Source organism: Streptomyces sp. NPDC001744 (assembly GCF_042892575.1).
GTDB lineage: Bacteria > Actinomycetota > Actinomycetes > Streptomycetales > Streptomycetaceae > Streptomyces.
This window is the reverse complement of sequence record NZ_JBIAUG010000009.1, coordinates 181,516-202,036: the sequence shown is the minus strand read 5'-3', so window position 1 is coordinate 202,036 and position 20,521 is coordinate 181,516. Positions and strand designations below refer to the sequence as shown.

Below are 20,521 nucleotides of genomic sequence, written 5' to 3'. Positions count from 1 at the left end.
TTTACGGGAGCCCCCCGGCCGGCCCGTCGGCCGGTCGGAGGGCTCCTCCCGCCACCGGAACGGCTCCCCTACCGTCAGGAGGAGCCGAAACCGCTAGAACGGGTTGAACTCGTCGAACTCGCGCTGCGGGTCGTCGCGCTCCGCCTCGCGGTCCCGGCGGCGCTGCGCCGCCGGGCGCGGGGCCTCCAGACGGTGGTCCTCGCCGCGGCGGCCGAGCATCTCGGCTCCGGCCATCATGGTGGGCTCCCAGTCGAAGACGACCGCGTTCTCCTCGGGGCCGATCGCGACGCCGTCGCCCCCGCGGGCGCCCGCCTTCATCAGCGCGTCCTCGACGCCGAGGCGGTTGAGGCGGTCGGCCAGGTAGCCCACGGCCTCGTCGTTGTTGAAGTCGGTCTGGCGGACCCAGCGCTCCGGCTTCTCGCCGCGCACCCGGTAGACGTCCTCGGCCTCGTCGTACGTGACCGTGAAGCCCGTCTCGTCGACGGCCTTCGGGCGGATGACGATGCGGGTCGCCTCCTCCACCGGCTTGGCCGCGCGGGCCTCGGCCACGATGCCGGCGAGGGCGAAGGAGAGCTCCTTCAGACCGGTGCGGGCCACGGCGGAGACCTCGTACACCTGGTAGCCGCGCGCCTCCAGGTCCGGGCGGATCATGTCCGCGAGGTCCTGGCCGTCCGGGATGTCGATCTTGTTGAGGACGACGACCCGGGGCCGGTCCTCCAGACCGCCGTACTGCCGCAGTTCCTCCTCGATGACGTCGAGGTCGGAGAGCGGGTCGCGGTCGGACTCCAGGGTCGCCGTGTCCAGGACGTGGACGAGGACCGAGCAGCGCTCCACGTGGCGGAGGAACTCCAGGCCCAGGCCGCGGCCCTGGCTCGCGCCCGGGATCAGGCCCGGCACGTCCGCGATGGTGTAGACGGTCGCGCCGGCGGTGACGACGCCCAGGTTCGGGACGAGCGTCGTGAAGGGGTAGTCCGCGATCTTCGGCTTGGCGGCCGACAGGACCGAGATGAGGGAGGACTTGCCGGCGCTCGGGTAGCCGACGAGGGCCACGTCGGCGACGGTCTTGAGCTCCAGGACGATGTCCCGGGCCTCGCCGGGCTCGCCGAGGAGCGCGAAGCCGGGGGCCTTGCGGCGCGCCGAGGACAGCGCCGCGTTGCCGAGGCCGCCGCGTCCGCCCTGGCCCGCGACGAAGGTGGTGCCCTGGCCGACCAGGTCGGCGAGCACGTTGCCCTGCTTGTCGAGGACGACGGTGCCGTCGGGCACGGTCAGGACCAGGTCCTGGCCGTCCTTGCCGGAACGGTTGTCGCCCGCGCCCGGCTGGCCGTTGGTGGCCTTGCGGTGCGGCGAGTGGTGGTAGTCGAGCAGGGTGGTGACCGCCTGGTCGACGACCAGGATCACGTCACCGCCACGGCCGCCGTTGCCGCCGTCGGGGCCGCCGAGCGGCTTGAACTTCTCCCGGTGAACGGAGGCGCAGCCGTGGCCTCCGTTACCCGCGGCGACGTGCAGCTCGACGCGGTCCACGAAGGTGGTCATGGGGGTGCCTCCAGAGAAATACGTGCGGGATGTCTATCTAGTAACACGCGAAAGGCGGACCCGCTTCCCTTCCGGGAAGTGAGGTCCGCCTCCGCAAAGTATTCCGATCAAACGACCGGAACGATGTTCACGACCTTGCGGCCACGGTGGGTGCCGAACTGCACCGAACCGGCCTGCAGGGCGAACAGCGTGTCGTCGCCGCCACGGCCGACGCCCGCGCCCGGGTGGAAGTGAGTGCCGCGCTGGCGGATCAGGATCTCACCCGCGTTGACGACCTGACCGCCGAAACGCTTCACGCCGAGGCGCTGGGCGTTGGAGTCACGACCGTTCCGGGTGGACGATGCGCCCTTCTTGTGTGCCATTGCTCAGTCCCTCTTTACTTCGCGGCCGACGGGATCGCGGTGACCTTGATCGCCGTGTACTGCTGACGGTGACCCTGGCGACGACGGTAGCCGGTCTTGTTCTTGTAGCGCAGGATGTCGATCTTGGCGCCCTTGTGGTGGTCCACGACCTCGGCCGTGACCTTGATGCCGTCGAGGACCCACGGGTCGCTGGTCACGGCATCGCCGTCGACAACGAGCAGGGTCGAGAGCTCGACCGTGTCGCCGACCTTGGCAGTGGAAATCTTGTCAACCTCAACGATGTCGCCGACAGCAACCTTGTGCTGGCGACCACCGCTGCGCACGATGGCGTACACGCGGATCTCTCTCTCACTCGGGATGAAACCTCTGACGCCAGCCGCCCACACGGACCCGGGGGTCCGTGGCGTTCCGGAATCGGACGAGCGGCCTCTCCCGGCGGGCGGGAGGGAGGTGCTCAGAGGCGCGGCGTGTCAAGAGACACGCCGACGGTCAAGGGTACGGGCGGCTGCCACGAGGGGTCAAATCCGCCCGAGCGGTGCGGGCCGCTCCCCCTCCGGGGAGGGGGAGCGGCCCGCACCCGCCGGTCAGTCCTGGGCCGGGGCGGCGGGCTTCTCCGCCGTCTTCTTGGCCGCGGTCTTCTTGGCGGTCGTCGTCTTCTTCGCCGCGGTCTTCTTGGTCGCCGCCGTCTTCTTGGCGGTGGCCTTCTTGGCCGTGGTCTTCTTCGCCGCGGTCTTGCGCGCCGCCGTCTTCTTGGCGGGAGCGGCCTCGGCCTCGGTACCGCTCTCCGGGATCCCGGACGCGGCCGGGGCCGTGGTGACCACGACGACGGCGGCCTCCTCGGCGCCCGCGGGCGAACCGGCGGGGGCGGTGGCCTTGCGGACCACCCGGCGGCGGGCGCGCGGCGGGGCGGCCGCGGGGACCTCCTCGGCGGCGGGCGCGGCGGCGGGCTCCTCGGTCACGACGGGCTCCGGGGCGGTCCGCTCGGGAGCGGCCGGCTCCGGTGCCCGCTCCGGGGCGGGCTCCACGACGGTGACCGGCTCGGCCGGTTCCGAGGTGGAGACGACCGGGGAGGTCGCCCGGCGGGTGGCACGGCGGCGGCGCGGGGCCGGGGCCTCCTCGGCCACGGTCTCCGCCTCCACCACGGGGGCGGGCGCGGGCTGCGCGGTCGGCTCGGCCGCGACGGTCCCGGCCTCCACGACCGGACCCTCGGCCGCCGGAGCCGCCGGGACGGCCGGAGCCTCGGGCGCCGGGGCGGCCTGGGCGGTCGCCCGGCGGGTCGCGCGGCGGCGGCCACGGCCACCGCGCGACGCGGCGGCCTCCGCCTCGGCGATGGAGCCGTACAGCTCCTCGTCCGGGGCGATGGGCTCCGGCAGGGCCACCGGGGCGGCCAGCTCCGCCGCCACCTCGGCCTCGGTCTCGACCTCCTGGGCCGCGGCGTCCGAACCGGACTCCACGGCCTCGTCCTGCTCGTGCTCGTGCTCGTGGGTGTGCTCGTGCCCGTCCCCGCCACGGCCGCGCTTCTTCGCGCGCTTGCCGCCGCCACCGCCACCGGAGGTGGTCGGCTGCTCCATGTGGACGATGACGCCGCGGCCGTTGCAGTGGACGCAGGTCTCGGAGAAGGACTCCAGGAGGCCCTGACCGACCCGCTTGCGGGTCATCTGCACCAGGCCGAGCGAGGTGACCTCGGCCACCTGGTGCTTGGTCCGGTCCCGGCCCAGGCACTCCAGGAGGCGGCGCAGCACCAAGTCGCGGTTGGACTCCAGGACCATGTCGATGAAGTCGATGACGACGATGCCGCCGAGGTCGCGCAGACGGAGCTGGCGCACGATCTCCTCGGCCGCCTCCAGGTTGTTCCTGGTGACGGTCTCCTCCAGGTTGCCGCCCTGGCCGGTGAACTTGCCGGTGTTGACGTCGACGACGATCATCGCCTCGGTCTTGTCGATCACCAGCGAGCCGCCGGACGGCAGCCACACCTTGCGGTCGAGCGCCTTCATCAGCTGCTCGTCGATCCGGTACGTCGCGAAGACGTCCACCTCGCTCGTCCACCTGGACAGGCGGTCGATCAGGTCCGGGGCGACGTGGCTGACGTACCCGTGGATGGTCTCCCACGCGTCGTCGCCGCTGACGATGACCTTGGAGAAGTCCTCGTTGAAGATGTCGCGGACGACCCGGACGGTCATGTCCGGCTCGCCGTAGAGCAGCGTCGGGGCGTTGCCGCTCTTCGCCTTCTTCTGGATCTCCTCCCACTGCGCCTGCAGACGCTCGACGTCGCGGCGCAGCTCGTCCTCGCTCGCGCCCTCGGCGGCGGTGCGCACGATGACGCCCGCGTCCTCGGGGACGATCTTCTTGAGGATGGTCTTGAGGCGGGCGCGCTCGGTGTCCGGGAGCTTGCGGCTGATGCCGGTCATCGAGCCCTCGGGCACGTACACGAGGTAGCGGCCGGGCAGGGAGACCTGGCTGGTCAGACGGGCGCCCTTGTGGCCGATCGGGTCCTTCGTCACCTGGACGAGGACCGGCTGGCCGGACTTGAGGGCGGTCTCGATGCGGCGCGGCCCGTGGGCCATGCCGAGCGCCTCGAAGTTGACCTCGCCGGCGTACAGGACGGCGTTGCGGCCCTTGCCGATGTCGACGAAGGCGGCCTCCATCGACGGCAGGACGTTCTGGACCTTGCCCAGGTAGACGTTGCCGACGTACGAGGTGGCCTGCTCCTTGTTGACGTAGTGCTCGACCAGCACGTTGTCTTCCAGGACGCCGATCTGGGTGCGCTCGCCGTTCTGGCGGACGACCATGACGCGCTCGACGGCCTCGCGGCGGGCCAGGAACTCGGCCTCGGTGATGATCGGGACGCGGCGGCGGCCCTGCTCGCGGCCCTCGCGGCGGCGCTGCTTCTTGGCCTCCAGGCGGGTCGAGCCCTTGATGGACTGGACCTCGTCGGCCCCGGTGCCCGGCTCGGCCTTCTCACGGGCCGGGCGGGGCTCGCGGACCTTGACGACCGTACGGACGCCGTCCTCGTCGCCCGCCTCGGCCTCGGCGCCGTCCCCGCTGCGGCGGCGACGGCGACGGCGGCGGCGGGAGCTGCTGGAACCGCCGGCGTGGGCCCCGGCCTCGTCCTGCTCCTCCTCGTCGTGGTCGGAATCGTCGGCGTCGTGGGAGTCCGCGTCGTCGGACTCGTCCTCGGCGTGCGGCTCCTCGTCCTCCTCGGTCTCCTCGGCCTCGGCGAGCTCACCGCGGCGGCGGCGACGGCCGCCGCGACGGCGACGGCGGGACGGACGGTCCTCGTACTCGCCGGTCTCGTCGTTCTCCTCGGCCTCCTCCTCCACCTCGTCGGCGGCGGCCTCGACCTCGGGCTCGTCGGCGACGGTGGCCGGGACGGGCTCGACGGCGACGGGCTCGCCGCGACGGCGGCGGCGACGGCGGGAACCGGACTCGGCCCGCTCGGCGGTCTCCACGGCCTCGGCGGTCTCGACCGTCTCGTCCGCCGTCTCCTCGTCCTCCGGCTCCACCGGGGCAGCGGCGGCGGCGGCCGCGGCGGTCTCCGGGGTCTGGAACATCGGCTCGGTGAAGACCGGGGCCTGGAAGACGGCGACGGCGGGGCGCGCGGCGCGGCGCGGCTCGCGGGCCGGGGCCGGCTCGGAGGTGAACTGCGGGGAGGCGGCGCGGCGACGGCCCCGGCCGCGCGTGGCGGCGGTCTCGGCGGCGGCGACCTCGGGCCCGTCGGCGGCGATCTGCGCGACGGCGGCCTCGGGCGGCGACTCGCCGGCGGGCGTCTCGGCGACCGGCTCGGGCGAGGCGGTCTTGCGGGTGGCCCGGCGGCGGGTACGCGGCGCGGGAGCGGCCTCGGGGGCCTCCTCGACGGCCTCGGGCGCGGTCTCGGCGACCGGCTCTGCGGCGACCGGCTCGGCGGCGGGCGCGGGCGCCTCCTCGGCGGCGGGCGCGCCGGCCGGGGCGGTGGCCTTGCGGGTGGCCCGGCGGCGGGTACGCGGCGCGGGAGCGGCCTCGGAGGACGTCTCGGGAGCCGTCCCGGCGGGCGCGGCGGCCTCGGGCGCGGCCTCCGCGACCGGCGTGTCGGCGACGGGCGCCTCCTCGGCGGCGGCCGGGGAGGTCACCGGCGACGTGGCCTTGCGCGTGGCGCGGCGACGGGCCGGGCGCGCCGGGGCGGCCTCGGGGGCCTCCGCGACGGCTTCGGGCGCGGTCTCGGCGGCCGGCTCCGGTACCTCCGCCGTCTCCTCGGCCGGGGCCTCCGCGACCGGGGCGGTGGCCTTGCGGGTGGCCCGGCGGCGGGTACGCGGCGCGGGAGCGGCCTCGGAGGACGTCTCGGGAGCCGTCCCGGCGGGCGCGGCGGCCTCGGGCGCGGCCTCCGCGACCGGCGTGTCGGCCGGCGCGTTCTCGGCGGTGCCGGTGGAGTCGGCGGTGTCGGCGGCTCCGCCCGTCACCGGCGGACCGGCGGGGCGGGAAGCGGCGCGGCGCCTGCGGCGCGGCGGCAGCTTGTCACCGGGGGCATTGGTGTCTTCGTTGGACTCGAGCATGCGGGGTTCTCCCGTCACGCTCCCGGGCGCCGCGTCTGGATCCGGTCCGGCGGCACGGCCGCGCCTGGGGCGCGGTGCCGCCGTCCGGGGCGCGGGCGCCGCACGGGAGCTCTGTGTCTGGCTCGCCGGTTCCGTACGCCCTGTGCGGACGGCCTGGCGAAAGTCTCCTGGTCAGTGCGCGGCCCGGCCCAGGTGGCTCCCGAGTGCCAGGGCTGCGCTGCGACGACCGCTCCCTACGCGGTGTCCGTACCCGGCGCCGTCGCCGGGGCGGTCGCGGCGGCCGTGGGTGAAGCGGCCGTGACTGCCTCGCGGTCGGGCGCGAGCGGGTCGGTCACCGTGCCGGACTCCTCGTCGAAGGGCCCCTGCGCCAGCCTGGTCACCGCTGCGGGGACCGGCGGCGCCAGGTCGGCCACGGCTCGGAGACCGGACAGGACGTCGTCGGGTCGTACGGCGGGTGTCACGTGCCGAACGACCAGCCGCAGTATCGCACAGGCGCTGTCCAGCGGCCCATCGTCCCGGGGATCGCCCTGGGGACGGACGGCCGTCAGCCCGGTGACGGCGGAGCGGGTGTCGAAGGTGCGGACGCCGTTCTTGGTCTTGCGCTGCACCTCCACGGTCTCGGCCGCGAGGAACGCCTCGACGGCCTTCTCCGCGTCCTCGGTGGTGACGCCTTCGAGCCGCAGCTCCCACACGGAGGCGGTGAGCCGGTCGGCCAGGCCCGGGGTACGGGCCTCGACGGCGTCGGTGATGTCGAGGCCGGCCGGCAGGGACTCGTCGAGCAGGGCCCGCAGGGTCTCCGGGTCACGCTCCTCGGTGAGGGCGATCTCCAGGAACTCGGCCTCGGACCCCGTCCCCGTCGGGGCGGCGTTGGCGTACGACACCTTGGGGTGCGGGGTGAAGCCGGCCGAGTACGCCATGGGTACCTCGGCGCGGCGCAGTGCGCGCTCGAAGGCGCGCTGGAAGTCGCGGTGGCTGGTGAACCGGAGGCGGCCGCGCTTGGTGTAGCGCAGTCGGATGCGCTGCACCGCCGGTGCGGGCGGCGGGCCTTCGGGCTGTCGCTTGCCCAGTGGTTCTTCTCCTCGGTGCGGGGCGGCGCGGGTGCGCGCCGTCCACGAGACGTACGGCTGGCCCCGGGGGGCCCGCCCGGTTCACCCCCGCCTCGGCGGGGAGATCTCGGGGGCGGGCGCCGCGCCGGGGACGTTCGTTGTACTACCCAGAGTACGCGCACGGGCCGCCGCGGGTTCCCGGGGCTCGGCCGACCGGGCCGGTCCGCGCGGGACGCGCCGGGCGTCCCGGGCGGTCACCCGGGCCGGGACCGGGCGCGGCCCGGGCCGGTGGCGGAAACGGCGCGACGGCCCGGCGGAGGGTGGACCCTCCGCCGGGCCGTCGCCCGGGGCCGCGCGACCGGCCTACTTCACGACCGTCAGCGGGAGCAGCTTCTTGCCGGTGGGGCCGATCTGGATGTGCGTGTCCATCTGCGGGCACACGCCGCAGTCGAAGCACGGGGTCCAGCGGCAGTCCTCGACCTCGGTCTCGTCGAGGGCGTCCTGCCAGTCCTCCCAGAGCCAGTCCTTGTCGAGGCCGGAGTCCAGGTGGTCCCAGGGCAGGACCTCCTCGTAGGAGCGCTCGCGGGTGGTGTACCAGGCGACGTCCACGCCGTACGCGGGCAGCGTCTTCTCGGCGCAGGCCATCCAGCGGTCGTACGAGAAGTGCTCGCGCCAGCCGTCGAAGCGGCCGCCGTCCTCGTAGACGGCGCGGATGACGGCGCCGACGCGGCGGTCGCCGCGCGAGAGCAGGCCCTCGACGATGCCGGGCTTGCCGTCGTGGTAGCGGAAGCCGATCGAGCGGCCGTACTTCTTGTCGCCGCGGATCTTGTCGCGGAGCTTGCGCAGGCGCTCGTCCGTCTCCTCGGCCGAGAGCTGCGGGGCCCACTGGAAGGGGGTGTGCGGCTTGGGCACGAAGCCGCCGATGGAGACGGTGCAGCGGATGTCGTTCTGGCCGGAGACCTTGCGGCCCTCGGCGATCACGTTCATCGCCATGTCGGCGATCTGGAGGACGTCCTCGTCGGTCTCCGTCGGCAGGCCGCACATGAAGTACAGCTTCACCTGGCGCCAGCCGTTGCCGTACGCGGTGGAGACGGTCCGGATGAGGTCCTCCTCCGAGACCATCTTGTTGATGACCTTGCGCATGCGCTCGGAGCCGCCCTCGGGGGCGAAGGTGAGGCCGGAGCGGCGTCCGTTCCTGGTCAGCTCGTTGGCCAGGTCGACGTTGAAGGCGTCCACGCGGGTGGAGGGGAGGGACAGGCCCACCTTGTCCTCGGTGTAGCGGTCCGCGAGGCCCTTGGCGATCTCGCCGATCTCGGAGTGGTCCGCCGAGGAGAGCGAGAGGAGGCCGACCTCCTCGAAGCCCGTCGCCTTCAGACCCTTCTCGACCATCTCGCCGATGCCGGTGATGCTTCGCTCCCGCACGGGGCGCGTGATCATGCCGGCCTGGCAGAATCGGCAGCCGCGGGTGCAGCCGCGGAAGATCTCGACGGACATGCGCTCGTGGACGGTCTCCGCGAGCGGGACGAGGGGCTGCTTGGGGTAGGGCCACTCGTCGAGGTCCATGACGGTGTGCTTGGAGACGCGCCACGGCACGCCGGACCGGTTGGGCACGACGCGGCCGATGCGGCCGTCCGGCAGGTACTCGACGTCGTAGAAGCGCGGGACGTAGACGTTGCCGGTCCTCGCGAGGCGGAAGAGGACCTCCTCGCGGCCGCCCGGCCGGCCCTCCGCCTTCCAGGCGCGGATGATGCCGGTCATGTCGAGGACGGCCTGCTCGCCGTCGCCGATGACCGCCGCGTCGATGAAGTCGGCGATCGGCTCGGGGTTGAAGGCCGCGTGGCCGCCCGCGAGCACGATGGGGTGGTCGACGGTCCGGTCCTTCGACTCCAGCGGGATGCCCGCGAGGTCGAGGGCGGTGAGCATGTTCGTGTAGCCGAGCTCCGTGGAGAAGGAGAGGCCGAACACGTCGAAGGCGCCGACGGGACGGTGCGAGTCGACCGTGAACTGCGGGACCCCGTGCTCGCGCATCAGCTCTTCGAGGTCCGGCCACACGCTGTAGGTGCGCTCGGCGAGGACGCCCTCGCGCTCGTTCAGTACCTCGTAGAGGATCATGACGCCCTGGTTGGGCAGGCCGACCTCGTACGCGTCCGGGTACATCAGTGCCCAGCGGACGTCGCACTCGTCCCAGTCCTTGACCGTGGAGTTGAGTTCTCCGCCGACGTACTGGATCGGTTTCTGCACGTGCGGGAGCAGAGCTTCGAGCTGCGGGAAGACAGACTCGGCAGCAGACATCTCGAACCTTCGTGAGCTGGCAGGGGGGCGACTCTCAAGCGTACCCCGGTGCCCGGTGGGCTCAGTGCCGCAGCGACCGGGGGACGGTGGCCCGGGACCGGACGCGGGGGAGGTCGCGCTCGGTCGCCCCGGCCGCCGCCTCCTCGCGGCCGTGCAGGAGTCCCCAGGTGAAGGCGGTCTCGCCGGCCGCGTGGGCCTGGGCGGCGATCTCCAGCAGGGCCTTCCGGGCGACCACGCTGTCCTGGTGTTCCCCGAGGAGGGACTGCACCGCCTTCACGCGTCCGGAGAACTTCTTGGCCGGTTTTCCGAGGGTGGGGCGGGCGGCGTCGGCGGCGTAGCGGGCGCGCTTGGCGGCCTTGCGGGCCTCGTGGAGGGCGAGGTCGCGTTCGCGGCCGGGGGCGAGGGAGAGGGCGCGGTCGACGCGGGCGGCGAGGCGGTCGTGGTCCTTGCGGACGGCGCGGGCGAGGACCCCGGCGGCGTCGCGGGAGGCGGCCCTGCGCAGGGGCGGGTCGGTGAGCAGGGCGTCCAGCGCGTCGAGCAGGGCGAGGTACCGGTCGGAGTCGAGGGCGGTGACGGCCCGGCGGCGGGCGTCGTCGGCGCGGGCGGCGGCCCAGACCCGGAGCCGGGCCTTGACCGGGCCGCGGCGCAGGGGGCGGGGAACGTCGGCGAGGAGGGCGCGCAGCCGCTCGGTGAGGACTTCCTGGTCCCGGGCGGCGCCCAGCTCGCCGGCCAGCCACTTCAGCTCGTCGCCGAGGGGGTCGGTGGCCTTCCGGTCGAGGACGGAGCGGTACGTCTTGAGGGCGCCGCGCAGGCGGCGGCAGGCGACGCGGAACCGGTGGACGGCGTCGGGGAGGTCGCGACGGACGGCGGGGTCGAGGGCGACGATCGCCCCGGCCTGTTCCCGTACGTAGGCGAGGACGGCGGCTCCGGCGGTGCCGGGGGCGGGGTGCCCACCGTGGCCGCCGTGGCCGCCGCGGTCCTCCGGGGCGGTCTCCGCGAGGGCCCTGGCCAGTTTGGAGGGGTGGCGCGCGGGGCGGATGCCGGCCTTTCCGAGGCGTTTGCCGACGGCGTCGAGGACGCGGGGGTCGGCACCCTCGGCCGCCTCGACCTCGATCTCGGTCCAGGAGGTCCGGGGCCCGTCGGGCAGGCGTTCGGCGTGGACGGTGTCCACGGAGAGCTCGGCGAGGGGGGCGCCGTCGGCGTCGAGGAGCCGGCGGACGTCGCGGGCGGAGCGGAGGCGGACGACGGGGACGACCTCGCCGCGGCGGACGCGGGAGCGCAGGAGGACCGCCAGGTCGGGCGGGAGGGTGTCGGTTCCGGTGGGCGAGAGGGGGGCCCTGATCTCGTCGCGGACGCCGGCGGCGACGGGGAACTTCAGGTGCCAGCCCTCGTCCGCGCCGCCGGTGCGGCGGCGCAGGGTGATCGAGTCGGCGGCCAGGCGCAGGTCGGGGGTGTCGTGGTAGACGGCGTCGAGCTCCGTGACGCCGTCGTCGACGACGGTCGCGACGCCCGGGACCCCGGTGAGGTCCGGGACGTCGGTCTCCGGCGTGGCTTCGTACTTCCGCTCGGTCTCGCGCTTCGTCTCGGCCATGTCCGGCGTCTAACCGCCGGCGGGGGCGCTTACTCGGTTTCCGGGAGAAATCAGGCCCCCGCCGGACCCGCCGGGCGCCCGTCAGGCCGTCATCGGGCGCTGGACGCGGATCGACTGGAGGAGTCCGATCGCCACCCACACCGCGAACATCGAGGAGCCGCCGTACGAGACGAACGGCAGCGGCAGGCCCGCGACCGGCATGATGCCGAGGGTCATGCCGATGTTCTCGAAGGACTGGAAGGCGAACCAGGCGGCGATTCCGGCCGCGACGATCGTGCCGTACAGCTCGGTGGTCTCGCGGGCGATCCGGCAGGCCCGCCAGAGCACGGTCCCCAGGAGGAGGAGGATGAGGACGGCGCCGAGGAAGCCCAGCTCCTCCCCCGCGACGGTGAAGATGAAGTCGGTCTGCTGCTCGGGCACGAACTGGCCGCTGGTCTGGTGTCCCTTGAAGAGACCGGTGCCGTACAGGCCGCCGGAGCCGATCGCGATGCGGGCCTGGTTGGTGTTGTAGCCGACGCCGGCGGGGTCGAGGTCGGGGTTGGCGAAGGCGGCGAAGCGGTTGATCTGGTACTCGTCCAGCATGCCGAGGGCGGTGACGAGGACGGCGCCGAGGACTCCCGCGCCGATCAGGCCGAGGACCCAGCGGTTGGACGCCCCGGAGGCGAGGAGCACGCCGAGGACGATGACGGCCATCACCATGACCGAGCCGAGGTCGGGCATCAGCATGACGATGCCCATGGGGAGGGCGGCGAGGAGGAGGGCCTTGGCGACGGTTCCGTGGTCGGGATGGAGCTGGTCCCCCGCGTCGACCTTGGCCGCGAGCAGCATCGCCATGATCAGGATGATCGTGATCTTGACGAACTCGCTGGGCTGGAGGGAGAAGCCGCCGCCGATCACGATCCACGCGTGGGCGCCGTTGATGGTGGCGCCGAGCGGGGTGAGGACGGCGAGGATCAGCAGGATCGAGATGCCGTAGAGGACCGGCACGGCGCCCCGCAGGGTGCGGTGGCCGAGCCAGACCGTGCCGACCATCAGGGCGAGGCCGATGCCGGTGTTGAGGAGGTGCCGGAAGAGGAAGTAGTACGGGTCGCCCTGGTTGAGCTGGGTGCGGCCCCGGGTGGCGGACCAGACGAGCAGGGAGCCGATGAGGGAGAGCGCGAGCGCCGAGAGCAGCATCGGCCAGTCGAGGCGGCGCAGCACCGAGTCGCGGGCGGTGAGCTTCACCAGCGGGCCGCGCCGGGGGGCGTAACGGGAGACGGAGAAGTCGGTGCGGGTCGTCATCGGGTCAGTCCCTCCAGACGGGGGGCGGGCCCGCGAGCGGCGGCTGTCCGTCACCCTTCTTCGCGGGGTCGGCCTTCTTCGCGGGGTCGACCTTCTGCGACGCCGGATCGTACGGCTTGACCGCGGGGGCGTCGATGGTGCCGTAGCGGTTGATCTTCGGCAGGGTCTTCTGCGGGTGGGGCAGCAGGGCCCGCCGGAGGTCCTGGTTGCCCTCGTCGTCGAGGCCGTAGAGGGCGTCGTAGATGTTGCGCACGGCGGGGCCGGCGGCGCCGGAGCCGGTGCCGCCCTGGGAGATCGTCATGACGATGGTGAAGTCGTCGGTGTAGGTGGCCAGCCAGGAGGTGGTCTGCTTGTCGTACACCTGGGCGGTGCCGGTCTTGGCCCGCATCGGGATCTTGTCCTGGGGCCAGCCGCCGAACCGCCAGGCGGCGGTTCCGCCGGGTTCGACGACGGAGCGCAGCCCCTTGTCGAGGTCCCGGACGGTCTGGGCGCTGATCGGGAGCCTGCCGTGGGGCGTGGGCTCGATCTCGCGGACCTTCTTGCCGTCGGGGCTGATGACGGCCTTGCCCACGGTGGGGTTGTAGAGGGTGCCGCCGTTGGAGAGGGCGGCGTAGATGGTGGCCATCTGGATGGGGGTGACGAGGACGTCGCCCTGGCCGATGGCGAAGTTGACGCTGTCGTACGCCTTCAGCTGGTTGCCTTCGAGGCAGCTCTCGTAGGCGATCTGCTGGACGTAGGTGCCGCCCTTCTTGCCCTGCTTGCACCAGACGTCCTTGTTGGCCGCCCAGAAGTTCTGCTTCCACTGGCGGTCGGGGATGCGGCCGGTCACCTCGTTCGGCAGGTCGACGCCGGTCTCGGCGCCGAGCCCGAAGTCGCGGGCGGTGCGGTAGAACCAGTCCTTCGCGTCCTTCTTGGGCTTGAGCCCGCCGTCGTGCTGCCACTCCTGGTGGCCGAGGGCGTAGAAGACGGTGTTGCAGGAGTACTTGAGGGCGTCGCCGAGGGTGATGGGGCCGTGCCCCTTGGACTCGAAGTTGGCGAAGCTGCGGCCGCCGATGCTGTAGGAGCTGCTGCAGTTGTACTTGTCGTTGAAGTCGTACCCGGCCCGTACGGCGGCGCTGGCCGACACCACCTTGAAGATGGAGCCGGCGGGGGCCTGGCCCTGGATGGCCCGGTTGAGCAGCGGGTAGTTGGAGCTCTTGCCGGTCAGCGTGGCGTAGTCCTTGGCGGAGATGCCGCCGACCCAGGCGTTGGGGTCGTAGTCGGGCTGGGAGGCCATCGCGACGACCCGGCCGGTCTTGGTCTCCATGACGACGACGGCGCCCGAGTCGGCCTCGTACTTGCGGCCGGTGACCTTGTCGGTCTCCTTGCGGACGGTCTTCATCGCCTCGTGGAGCTCGTACTCGGCGACGGCCTGGACGCGCGCGTCGATGCTGGTGACGAGGGTGGAGCCGGCCACGCCCGGGTCGGACTTGGTCTGGCCCATGACGCGGCCGAGGTTGTCGACCTCGTAGCGGGTGACGCCGGCCTTGCCGCGCAGCTCCTTGTCGTACGTGCGCTCGATCCCGGAGCGGCCGATCTGGTCGGAGCGGAGGAACGGCGAGTCGGTGTCCTTGGCCTTCTTGATCTCGTCGTCGGTGACGGGCGAGAGGTAGCCGAGGACCTGCGCGGTGCGGGCCTTGCCGGGCGCCGGATAGCGGCGGACGGCGGTGGGCTCGGCGGTGATGCCGGGGAAGTCCTCCGCGCTCTCACGGATCGTCAGCGCCTGCTGGGTGGTGGCCTCGTCCGTGACGGGGATCGGCTGGTAGGGGGAGCCGTTCCAGCAGGGCTTGGGGGTCTTGGAGTCGCAGAGCCGGATGCTGTTGATGACGTCCTGGGGCTTCATCCCGAGGACGCCGGCGAGCCGGGTGAGGACGGCCTTGCCGTCGTCCTTCATCTTCATCAGCTCGGTGCGGGACGCGGAGACCACGAGCCGGGTCTCGTTGTCGGCGAGCGGGACGCCGCGGGCGTCCAGGATGGAGCCCCGGACGGCGGGCTGGACGACCTGCTGGACGTGGTTGTTCTTGGCCTCGTCCGTGTACTCCTTGCCGTTGCGGATCTGGAGGTACCAGAGCCGTCCCCCCAGGGTGAGGAGCAGGGAGAAGACGAGGATCTGGATGACGACGAGCCGGATCCGGACCCGGGGGGTCCGGCCGGTCTCGGGGATGTTGCTCATGCTGCCGTTGCCCCCTCGGTCACAGTCGCTTGACTCCCTTGATGCGTCCGGCCCGTGAGGCGCGGTTCTTCGCGGCCTTCACCCGCAGGCCGCCGCGCTGGGTGCCGATGCGCAGGCCGGTTCCGGAGGAGAGCCAGCCGGAGGCGACGTCGGTGCCGCCGCCGGTGTCGGCGAGCGGGTCGTTGTCGGCGCGGCGGGCCAGGGCCATGAGGAGCGGCACCACGAAGGGCGCGAGGAGCAGGTCGTACAGGACCGCGGTGAACAGCAGGAAGCCCAGGCCGACATGGCGGGCGGCGGTGTCGCCGACGAGGGCGCCGACGCCCGCGTAGAGGAGCGTGGAGCCGACGGCCGCGGCGGCGACGACGGCCATGGGGCCGGCCGCGGAGGTCGTCCGGCCGTTCTCGGGGCGGGCCAGGCCGACGAGGTAGCCGACGAGGCAGAGCACGAGGGCGTAGCGGCCGACGGCGTGGTCGGCGGGCGGGGCGAGGTCGGCGAGGAGGCCGGCGGAGAAGCCGGCGAGGGCGCCGGTGACGTGTCCGTACACGAGGGCGAGGGCGACGACGGTGAGCAGGACGAGGTCGGGGACGGCGCCGGGGAGCTGGAGGCGGGCCAGGACGGAGACCTGGACGACCAGGGCCACCACGATCAGGGCGGCGGAGAGGAGGATGCGGTTGATCTTCACGGTGTCGCGTCCCCCTGGTTCTGGTTCCGGGCCTGGTTCTGCTCCCCGTCCGGCTTCTGTCCCGCCCGCTGTCCGTCCGGTGGGGGCGGCGAGGCGGTGACGGTGACGGTCGGCGCGGGCGCGGGCTTCCGCGGCAGGACCGCGTCGCGCGGGTCGGAGCGCGGGGCCTGGACGACGACGCCGACGATGTCGAGCTTGGTGAAGCCGGCGTACGGGCGGACGTAGACGTTGCGGGTCAGGCCGCCGCCCGCCGGGTCGACGCGGACGATCTCGCCGACCGGGACGCCGGGCACGAAGGGCTTGTCGCCGCTCGAGCCGAAGGTGACGAGCCGGTCGCCGGGCTTGACCTTGGCCTTGCCGTTGAGGAGCTGGACGACGAGCGGGCTGTTGCCCTGGCCGGTGGCGAAGCCGAGTTCGTCGCTCTTCTCCATGCGGGTGCCGACGGTGAAGTCGGGGTCGTTGGCGAGGAGGACCGTGGAGGTGGAGGGGCCGACGGTGGTGACGCGTCCGACGAGCCCGGCGCCGTTGAGCACGGTCATGTCCCGCTCGATGCCGTCGCGGGCGCCGACGTCGATGGTGACGGTCCAGGAGAAGCCCTGGGCCGCTCCTATGGCGACGACCTGGGCTCCCTTGATGCCGTACTGGCCGGCGCCGGCGGTCTTGAGCAGGGTGTCGAGCTCGTTCAGCCGGCTGCGGTTGCGGTCGTCGCTGCCGAGCCTCGCCTTGAGTTCGGCGTTCTCCTTCTCCAGGGCCGCGATCCGGGTGTGCCGCTCGCCGGAGTCGCGTACCGCCCCTATGGCGTTGCCCACGGGGTCGACGGCGGCGGCCACACCGTTCTCGACCGGTCCGAAGACCGCCGCCGCGGCCCTGCGGGCGCCGTCGACGGGTGATTCCCGGCCGCCGCGGATGTCCACCGTGATCAGCGCGAACGCGATGGCGATCAGCAGTACCAGGAGCAGCCGGCTCTCTCGTGTGTCCCTCACGTGCGGCGGCCGTGCCTTTCCTCGTGGTTCGGTCGTTCCGTGGTGCGGTTGTTCCGCGGGGTGGTCCGTTCCGCCACGCGGTCGTCCCCGTGCGGCGGGCCGGTCCGTGGGCGGGGCCGGTGCGGGTGTTCCCGCGACCGTGCCGGTGCGGCAGTTCTACCGCACCGGCACGGTGCCGTGGTGTTCCGGCGTCAGCGGCGCGGCTGCGCGTCGAGGACCTGCTGGAGGGCCTCGAACTCCTCCACGCACTTGCCGGAGCCGAGCGCCACCGAGTCCAGCGGGTCCTCGGCGATGTGGATCGGCATGCCGGTCTCGTGGCGCAGGCGCTCGTCCAGGCCGCGCAGCAGGGCGCCGCCGCCGGTGAGGACGATGCCGCGGTCCATGACGTCGCCGGACAGCTCCGGCGGGCACTTGTCGAGGGTGGTCTTCACCGCGTCCACGATCGCGTTGACCGGCTCCTCGATGGCCTTGCGGACCTCGGCGGCGGAGATGACCACGGTCTTGGGGAGCCCGGACACCAGGTCGCGGCCGCGGATCTCGGTGTGCTCGTCCTGGTCCAGGTCGAAGGCCGAACCGATGGTGATCTTGATCTGCTCGGCGGTGCGCTCGCCGAGGAGGAGGGAGTACTCCTTCTTGACGTGCTGGATGATCGCGTTGTCCAGCTCGTCGCCGGCGACCCTGATGGACTGCGCCGTGACGATTCCGCCGAGGGAGATGACGGCGACCTCGGTGGTGCCGCCGCCGATGTCCACCACCATGTTGCCGGTGGCCTCGTGGACGGGGAGGCCCGAGCCGATGGCCGCCGCCATGGGCTCCTCGATGATGTGCACCTGGCGGGCGCCGGCCTGGGTCGACGCCTCGATGACGGCGCGGCGCTCGACCCCGGTGATGCCGGAGGGCACGCAGACGACGACCCGGGGACGGGCCAGGTAACGACGCTTGTGGATCTTGAGGATGAAGTAGCGGAGCATCCGCTCGGTGATCTCGAAGTCGGCGATCACACCGTCCTTGAGCGGGCGCACGGCGACGATGTTGCCGGGGGTCCGGCCGATCATCTTCTTCGCCTCGGCGCCGACCGCGAGGATGCCACCGGTGTTGGTGTTGATCGCGACGACGGACGGCTCGTTGAGGACGATGCCCCGACCCCTGACGTACACCAGCGTGTTGGCGGTCCCGAGGTCGACAGCCATGTCACGGCCGATGAACGACATTGAGTTCCCCTTGATTTCCCATGGCTGAGGGTGGTGCGGCGTGGAGTTTTCCATCGTAGTGCCGCCCGCCCGGATACCGCGCGGTGGTCCACCTCTGTGTACAGGTGACGGCAGGACGCGGCGATCCGTTCCCGGGTTCCGCGCTCATATGCCTGAGGGCGACCGAAATTCCTTCGGTCGCCCCACAGGGTGGTTCGTTCGGCCGTCCTCGCGAGGCTGACGCCGGGTCGGACGGGCCCGGTCGGACGAGACCGGCCGGGCGGGTCCGGTCAGACGAGGCCGGGGAAGAAGATCTTCAGCTCGCGGAGCGCCGACTCCTCGGAGTCCGAGGCGTGGATGAGGTTCTCGCGCACGATGGTGCCGAAGTCGCCCCGGATGGACCCCGGCGCGGCGGCGATCGGGTCGGTCGGGCCGGCGAGCTGCCGGACGCCCTCCACGACCCGCTCGCCCTCCACGACGAGCGCGACGACGGGACCCGAGGACATGAAGCCCATCAGGGGCTCGTAGAAGGGCTTGCCCTTGTGCTCGCCGTAGTGCTGCTCCAGCGTCTCCTGGTCCAGCTCGCGCAGCTCCAGGGCCGCGAGCGTCCAGCCGGCCTTGCGCTCGATGCGGCCGATGATCTCGCCGACCAGGCCGCGTCGGACGGCGTCGGGCTTGAGCAGGACGAGCGTGCGCTGGCTCACGGGGGAACTCCTTCGGGAAAGCGGTGTGCGGGTCTCCGAGGCTACAGGGCCCGCACGTGCCCCGATTACGCAGCGTCAGGCTCCGCCGGGGCCTGGGCGGCCTGCGCCGCGGCCCAGCGGGCCTTGATCCCGTCCACCTTCCGGCCGTAGTGCACGGAGGCCCACCACAGGACGGCGAAGAGCGCCCCCAGGAAGAACATGACCGGGACGACGAAGCCGCTGGCGATCAGGCCGATCTGGAGCGCCCAGCCGAGCTGCACGCCGCCGGGCCGGGTGACCATCCCGCACAGCAGTACGGAGAAGACCATCGCGGCCCCGCAGACCCACCAGACGGCGGACATCGACAGGCTGTCGTCCTTCATGGCGACGAGCCCGGCGAAGCCGATGACGAAGAACTCGCCGACGAGCGTGGAGGAACAGAGCGTACGCATGGGATTCAGCCCCTTCGGAGCAGCAGCCGGGCGTCGCCGACCGTGAAGATCGAACCGGTCACGAGCACGCCCGCGCCGCCGTACTCGGCCTCTTCCTCCGCGAGGGTGATCGCCGTCTCGATGGCGTCGGGCAGCCGCGGTTCCACGACGACCCGGTCCTCCCCGAAGACCTCGACCGCGATCGCGGCGAGCGCGTCCACGTCGGTGGCGCGCGGGTGGGAGTTCGCGGTGATCACGACCTCCGCGAAGATCGGCTCGAACGCCTCCAGGACGCCCCTGGCGTCCTTGTCGGCGCTCGTGGAGACCACGCCGACGAGCCGGGAGAAGCCGAACGCCTCCCCGATGCCCTCGGCCGTCGCCCGCGCGCCGTGCGGGTTGTGGGCGGCGTCCAGGAGCACCGTCGGGGAGGAGCGGACGATCTCCAGGCGGCCGGGCGAGGTCACCCGCGCGAACGCCTGCCGGACCGTGTCCGCGTCCAGGGTGCGGGCCTGCTGCGCGCCGATGCCGAAGAACGCCTCGACCGCCGCGAGCGCCACCGCCGCGTTGCACGCCTGGTAGGCGCCGTGCAGCGGCAGGAAGACGTTGTCGTACTCGCCGCCGAGGCCGCGCAGGGTGAGGAGCTGGCCGCCGACCGCGACCTCGCGGGAGACGACGCCGAACTCCATGCCCTCGCGGGCCACGGTGGCGTCCACCTCGACGGCCTTCTTCAGCAGGACCTGCGCCGCGTCGACCGGCTGCTGGGCCAGGATCACGGTCGCGCCCGGCTTGATGATCCCGGACTTCTCGCCGGCGATCTCGGCGGTGGTCCCGCCGAGCCGGTCGGTGTGGTCGAGGTCGATGGGGGTGACGACGGCGACGGAGGCGTCGATGACGTTGGTCGCGTCCCAGGTGCCCCCCATGCCGACCTCGACCACGGCCACGTCGACCGGGGCGTCGGCGAAGGCCGCGTAGGCCATGCCGGTGAGGACCTCGAAGAAGGAGAGCCGGTACTCCTCGCGGGCGTCGACCATGTCCACGTACGGCCGGACGTCCCGGTACGTCTCGATGAACCGCTCGGCGGAGATCGGGGCGCCGTCGAGGCTGATGCGCTCGGTGATGGTCTGCACGTGCGGCGAGGTGTAGCGCCCGGTGCGCAGCTCGAAGGCGCCGAGCAGGGCCTCGATCATGCGGGCCGTCGACGTCTTGCCGTTGGTGCCGGTGATGTGGATCGAGGGGTACGCGCGCTGCGGCTCGCCCAGGACGTCCATCAGGGCCGCGATCCGGGTGACCGAGGGCTCCAGCTTGGTCTCGCCCCAGCGGGTGGACAGCTCGGTCTCGACCTCGCGCAGCGCCGCGTCCAGCTCCGGGTCCGCGGGGCGGCCCGGCACGGGATCGCCCTGGGGCGGTCCGGCCTGGGTGCGCAGGGTGCGGCTGCCGGCCTCGATCACGGCCAGGTCGGGGGCGGGGGTCTCCCCCGGCCGGGCGGAGTCGGGGCCCTGGGGGAGGCGGGCCTCGTTGTCGACGATCTCGTCGAAGGCGTCGGGGGTGCCGGGGGCACCGGGGGTGCCGGACGGTTCGTCGGGCGTGTCGGACGGATCGCGGGGCTCACTCACGGGCCCAGTCTACGGAGCCGCTCCGGCGGGACGGCGGACCCACCCCTTTCGGTGGTTCCGGGACGGCGGCGGGATCACGCGGCTCTCCGTGCCCCG

At 72.9% G+C, this 20,521-nt stretch carries 15 protein-coding genes; all 15 read right to left on the bottom strand.

Going from position 1 to position 20,521, the window contains the following annotated elements; all coding sequences use genetic code 11:
* Positions 1-93: 93 nt before the first annotated feature.
* The 15 genes from obgE to ACFYZY_RS13810 all read right to left on the bottom strand — a co-directional run bounded on the left by obgE (position 94) and on the right by ACFYZY_RS13810 (position 20,425).
* Positions 94-1,533 (bottom strand): GTPase ObgE, encoded by a 1,440-nt coding sequence (gene obgE, locus ACFYZY_RS13880; RefSeq protein ID WP_388693143.1) that lies wholly within the window; start codon positions 1,531-1,533, stop codon positions 94-96.
* Positions 1,534-1,640: 107 nt separating this feature from the next.
* Positions 1,641-1,895 carry a 50S ribosomal protein L27 gene (gene rpmA / locus ACFYZY_RS13875; protein ID WP_388693142.1) on the bottom strand — a complete coding sequence of 85 codons (255 nt, stop codon included), beginning with the start codon at positions 1,893-1,895 and terminating at the stop codon, positions 1,641-1,643.
* A gap of 14 nt (positions 1,896-1,909) precedes the next feature.
* A complete protein-coding gene (rplU, locus tag ACFYZY_RS13870; RefSeq protein WP_388693140.1) occupies positions 1,910-2,230 on the bottom strand; it encodes a 50S ribosomal protein L21 in 321 nt (106 codons plus the stop codon).
* 249 nt (positions 2,231-2,479) lie between these two features.
* Positions 2,480-6,421, bottom strand: a complete 3,942-nt coding sequence (locus ACFYZY_RS13865) for an Rne/Rng family ribonuclease (protein ID WP_388693139.1) — start codon at positions 6,419-6,421, stop codon at positions 2,480-2,482.
* 233 nt (positions 6,422-6,654) lie between these two features.
* The gene (locus ACFYZY_RS13860; RefSeq protein ID WP_388693137.1) at positions 6,655-7,446 is read right to left on the bottom strand and encodes a TIGR03936 family radical SAM-associated protein; all 792 of its coding nucleotides are present in this window, start codon (positions 7,444-7,446) and stop codon (positions 6,655-6,657) included.
* A gap of 384 nt (positions 7,447-7,830) precedes the next feature.
* Positions 7,831-9,759, bottom strand: a complete 1,929-nt coding sequence (locus ACFYZY_RS13855; RefSeq protein ID WP_388693135.1) for a TIGR03960 family B12-binding radical SAM protein — start codon at positions 9,757-9,759, stop codon at positions 7,831-7,833.
* 61 nt (positions 9,760-9,820) lie between these two features.
* On the bottom strand, positions 9,821-11,350 hold the full coding sequence (locus ACFYZY_RS13850) for a CHAD domain-containing protein (protein WP_388693133.1): 1,530 nt from the start codon (positions 11,348-11,350) through the stop codon (positions 9,821-9,823).
* A gap of 81 nt (positions 11,351-11,431) precedes the next feature.
* Positions 11,432-12,631 (bottom strand): rod shape-determining protein RodA, encoded by a 1,200-nt coding sequence (gene rodA / locus ACFYZY_RS13845; protein WP_388693132.1) that lies wholly within the window; start codon positions 12,629-12,631, stop codon positions 11,432-11,434.
* Positions 12,632-12,635: 4 nt separating this feature from the next.
* On the bottom strand, positions 12,636-14,843 hold the full coding sequence (gene mrdA / locus ACFYZY_RS13840; RefSeq protein ID WP_388693130.1) for a penicillin-binding protein 2: 2,208 nt from the start codon (positions 14,841-14,843) through the stop codon (positions 12,636-12,638).
* A gap of 19 nt (positions 14,844-14,862) precedes the next feature.
* A complete protein-coding gene (mreD, locus tag ACFYZY_RS13835) occupies positions 14,863-15,525 on the bottom strand; it encodes a rod shape-determining protein MreD (RefSeq protein ID WP_388693128.1) in 663 nt (220 codons plus the stop codon).
* Entirely contained in the window at positions 15,522-16,508 is a 987-nt protein-coding gene (gene mreC, locus ACFYZY_RS13830; RefSeq protein ID WP_388693126.1) for a rod shape-determining protein MreC, read from the bottom strand. Before mreC ends, mreD begins: the two co-directional genes overlap by 4 nt.
* 191 nt (positions 16,509-16,699) lie before the next feature.
* Positions 16,700-17,719, bottom strand: coding sequence for a rod shape-determining protein (locus tag ACFYZY_RS13825; protein WP_388693124.1), 1,020 nt, complete (start codon positions 17,717-17,719; stop codon positions 16,700-16,702).
* A gap of 269 nt (positions 17,720-17,988) precedes the next feature.
* Positions 17,989-18,402 carry a nucleoside-diphosphate kinase gene (gene ndk, locus ACFYZY_RS13820; protein WP_388693123.1) on the bottom strand — a complete coding sequence of 138 codons (414 nt, stop codon included), beginning with the start codon at positions 18,400-18,402 and terminating at the stop codon, positions 17,989-17,991.
* A gap of 65 nt (positions 18,403-18,467) precedes the next feature.
* Positions 18,468-18,833, bottom strand: coding sequence for a DUF4233 domain-containing protein (locus tag ACFYZY_RS13815; protein ID WP_388693121.1), 366 nt, complete (start codon positions 18,831-18,833; stop codon positions 18,468-18,470).
* A gap of 5 nt (positions 18,834-18,838) precedes the next feature.
* Positions 18,839-20,425, bottom strand: a complete 1,587-nt coding sequence (locus ACFYZY_RS13810) for a bifunctional folylpolyglutamate synthase/dihydrofolate synthase (RefSeq protein ID WP_388693119.1) — start codon at positions 20,423-20,425, stop codon at positions 18,839-18,841.
* Between the last annotated feature and the right edge of the window lie 96 nt (positions 20,426-20,521).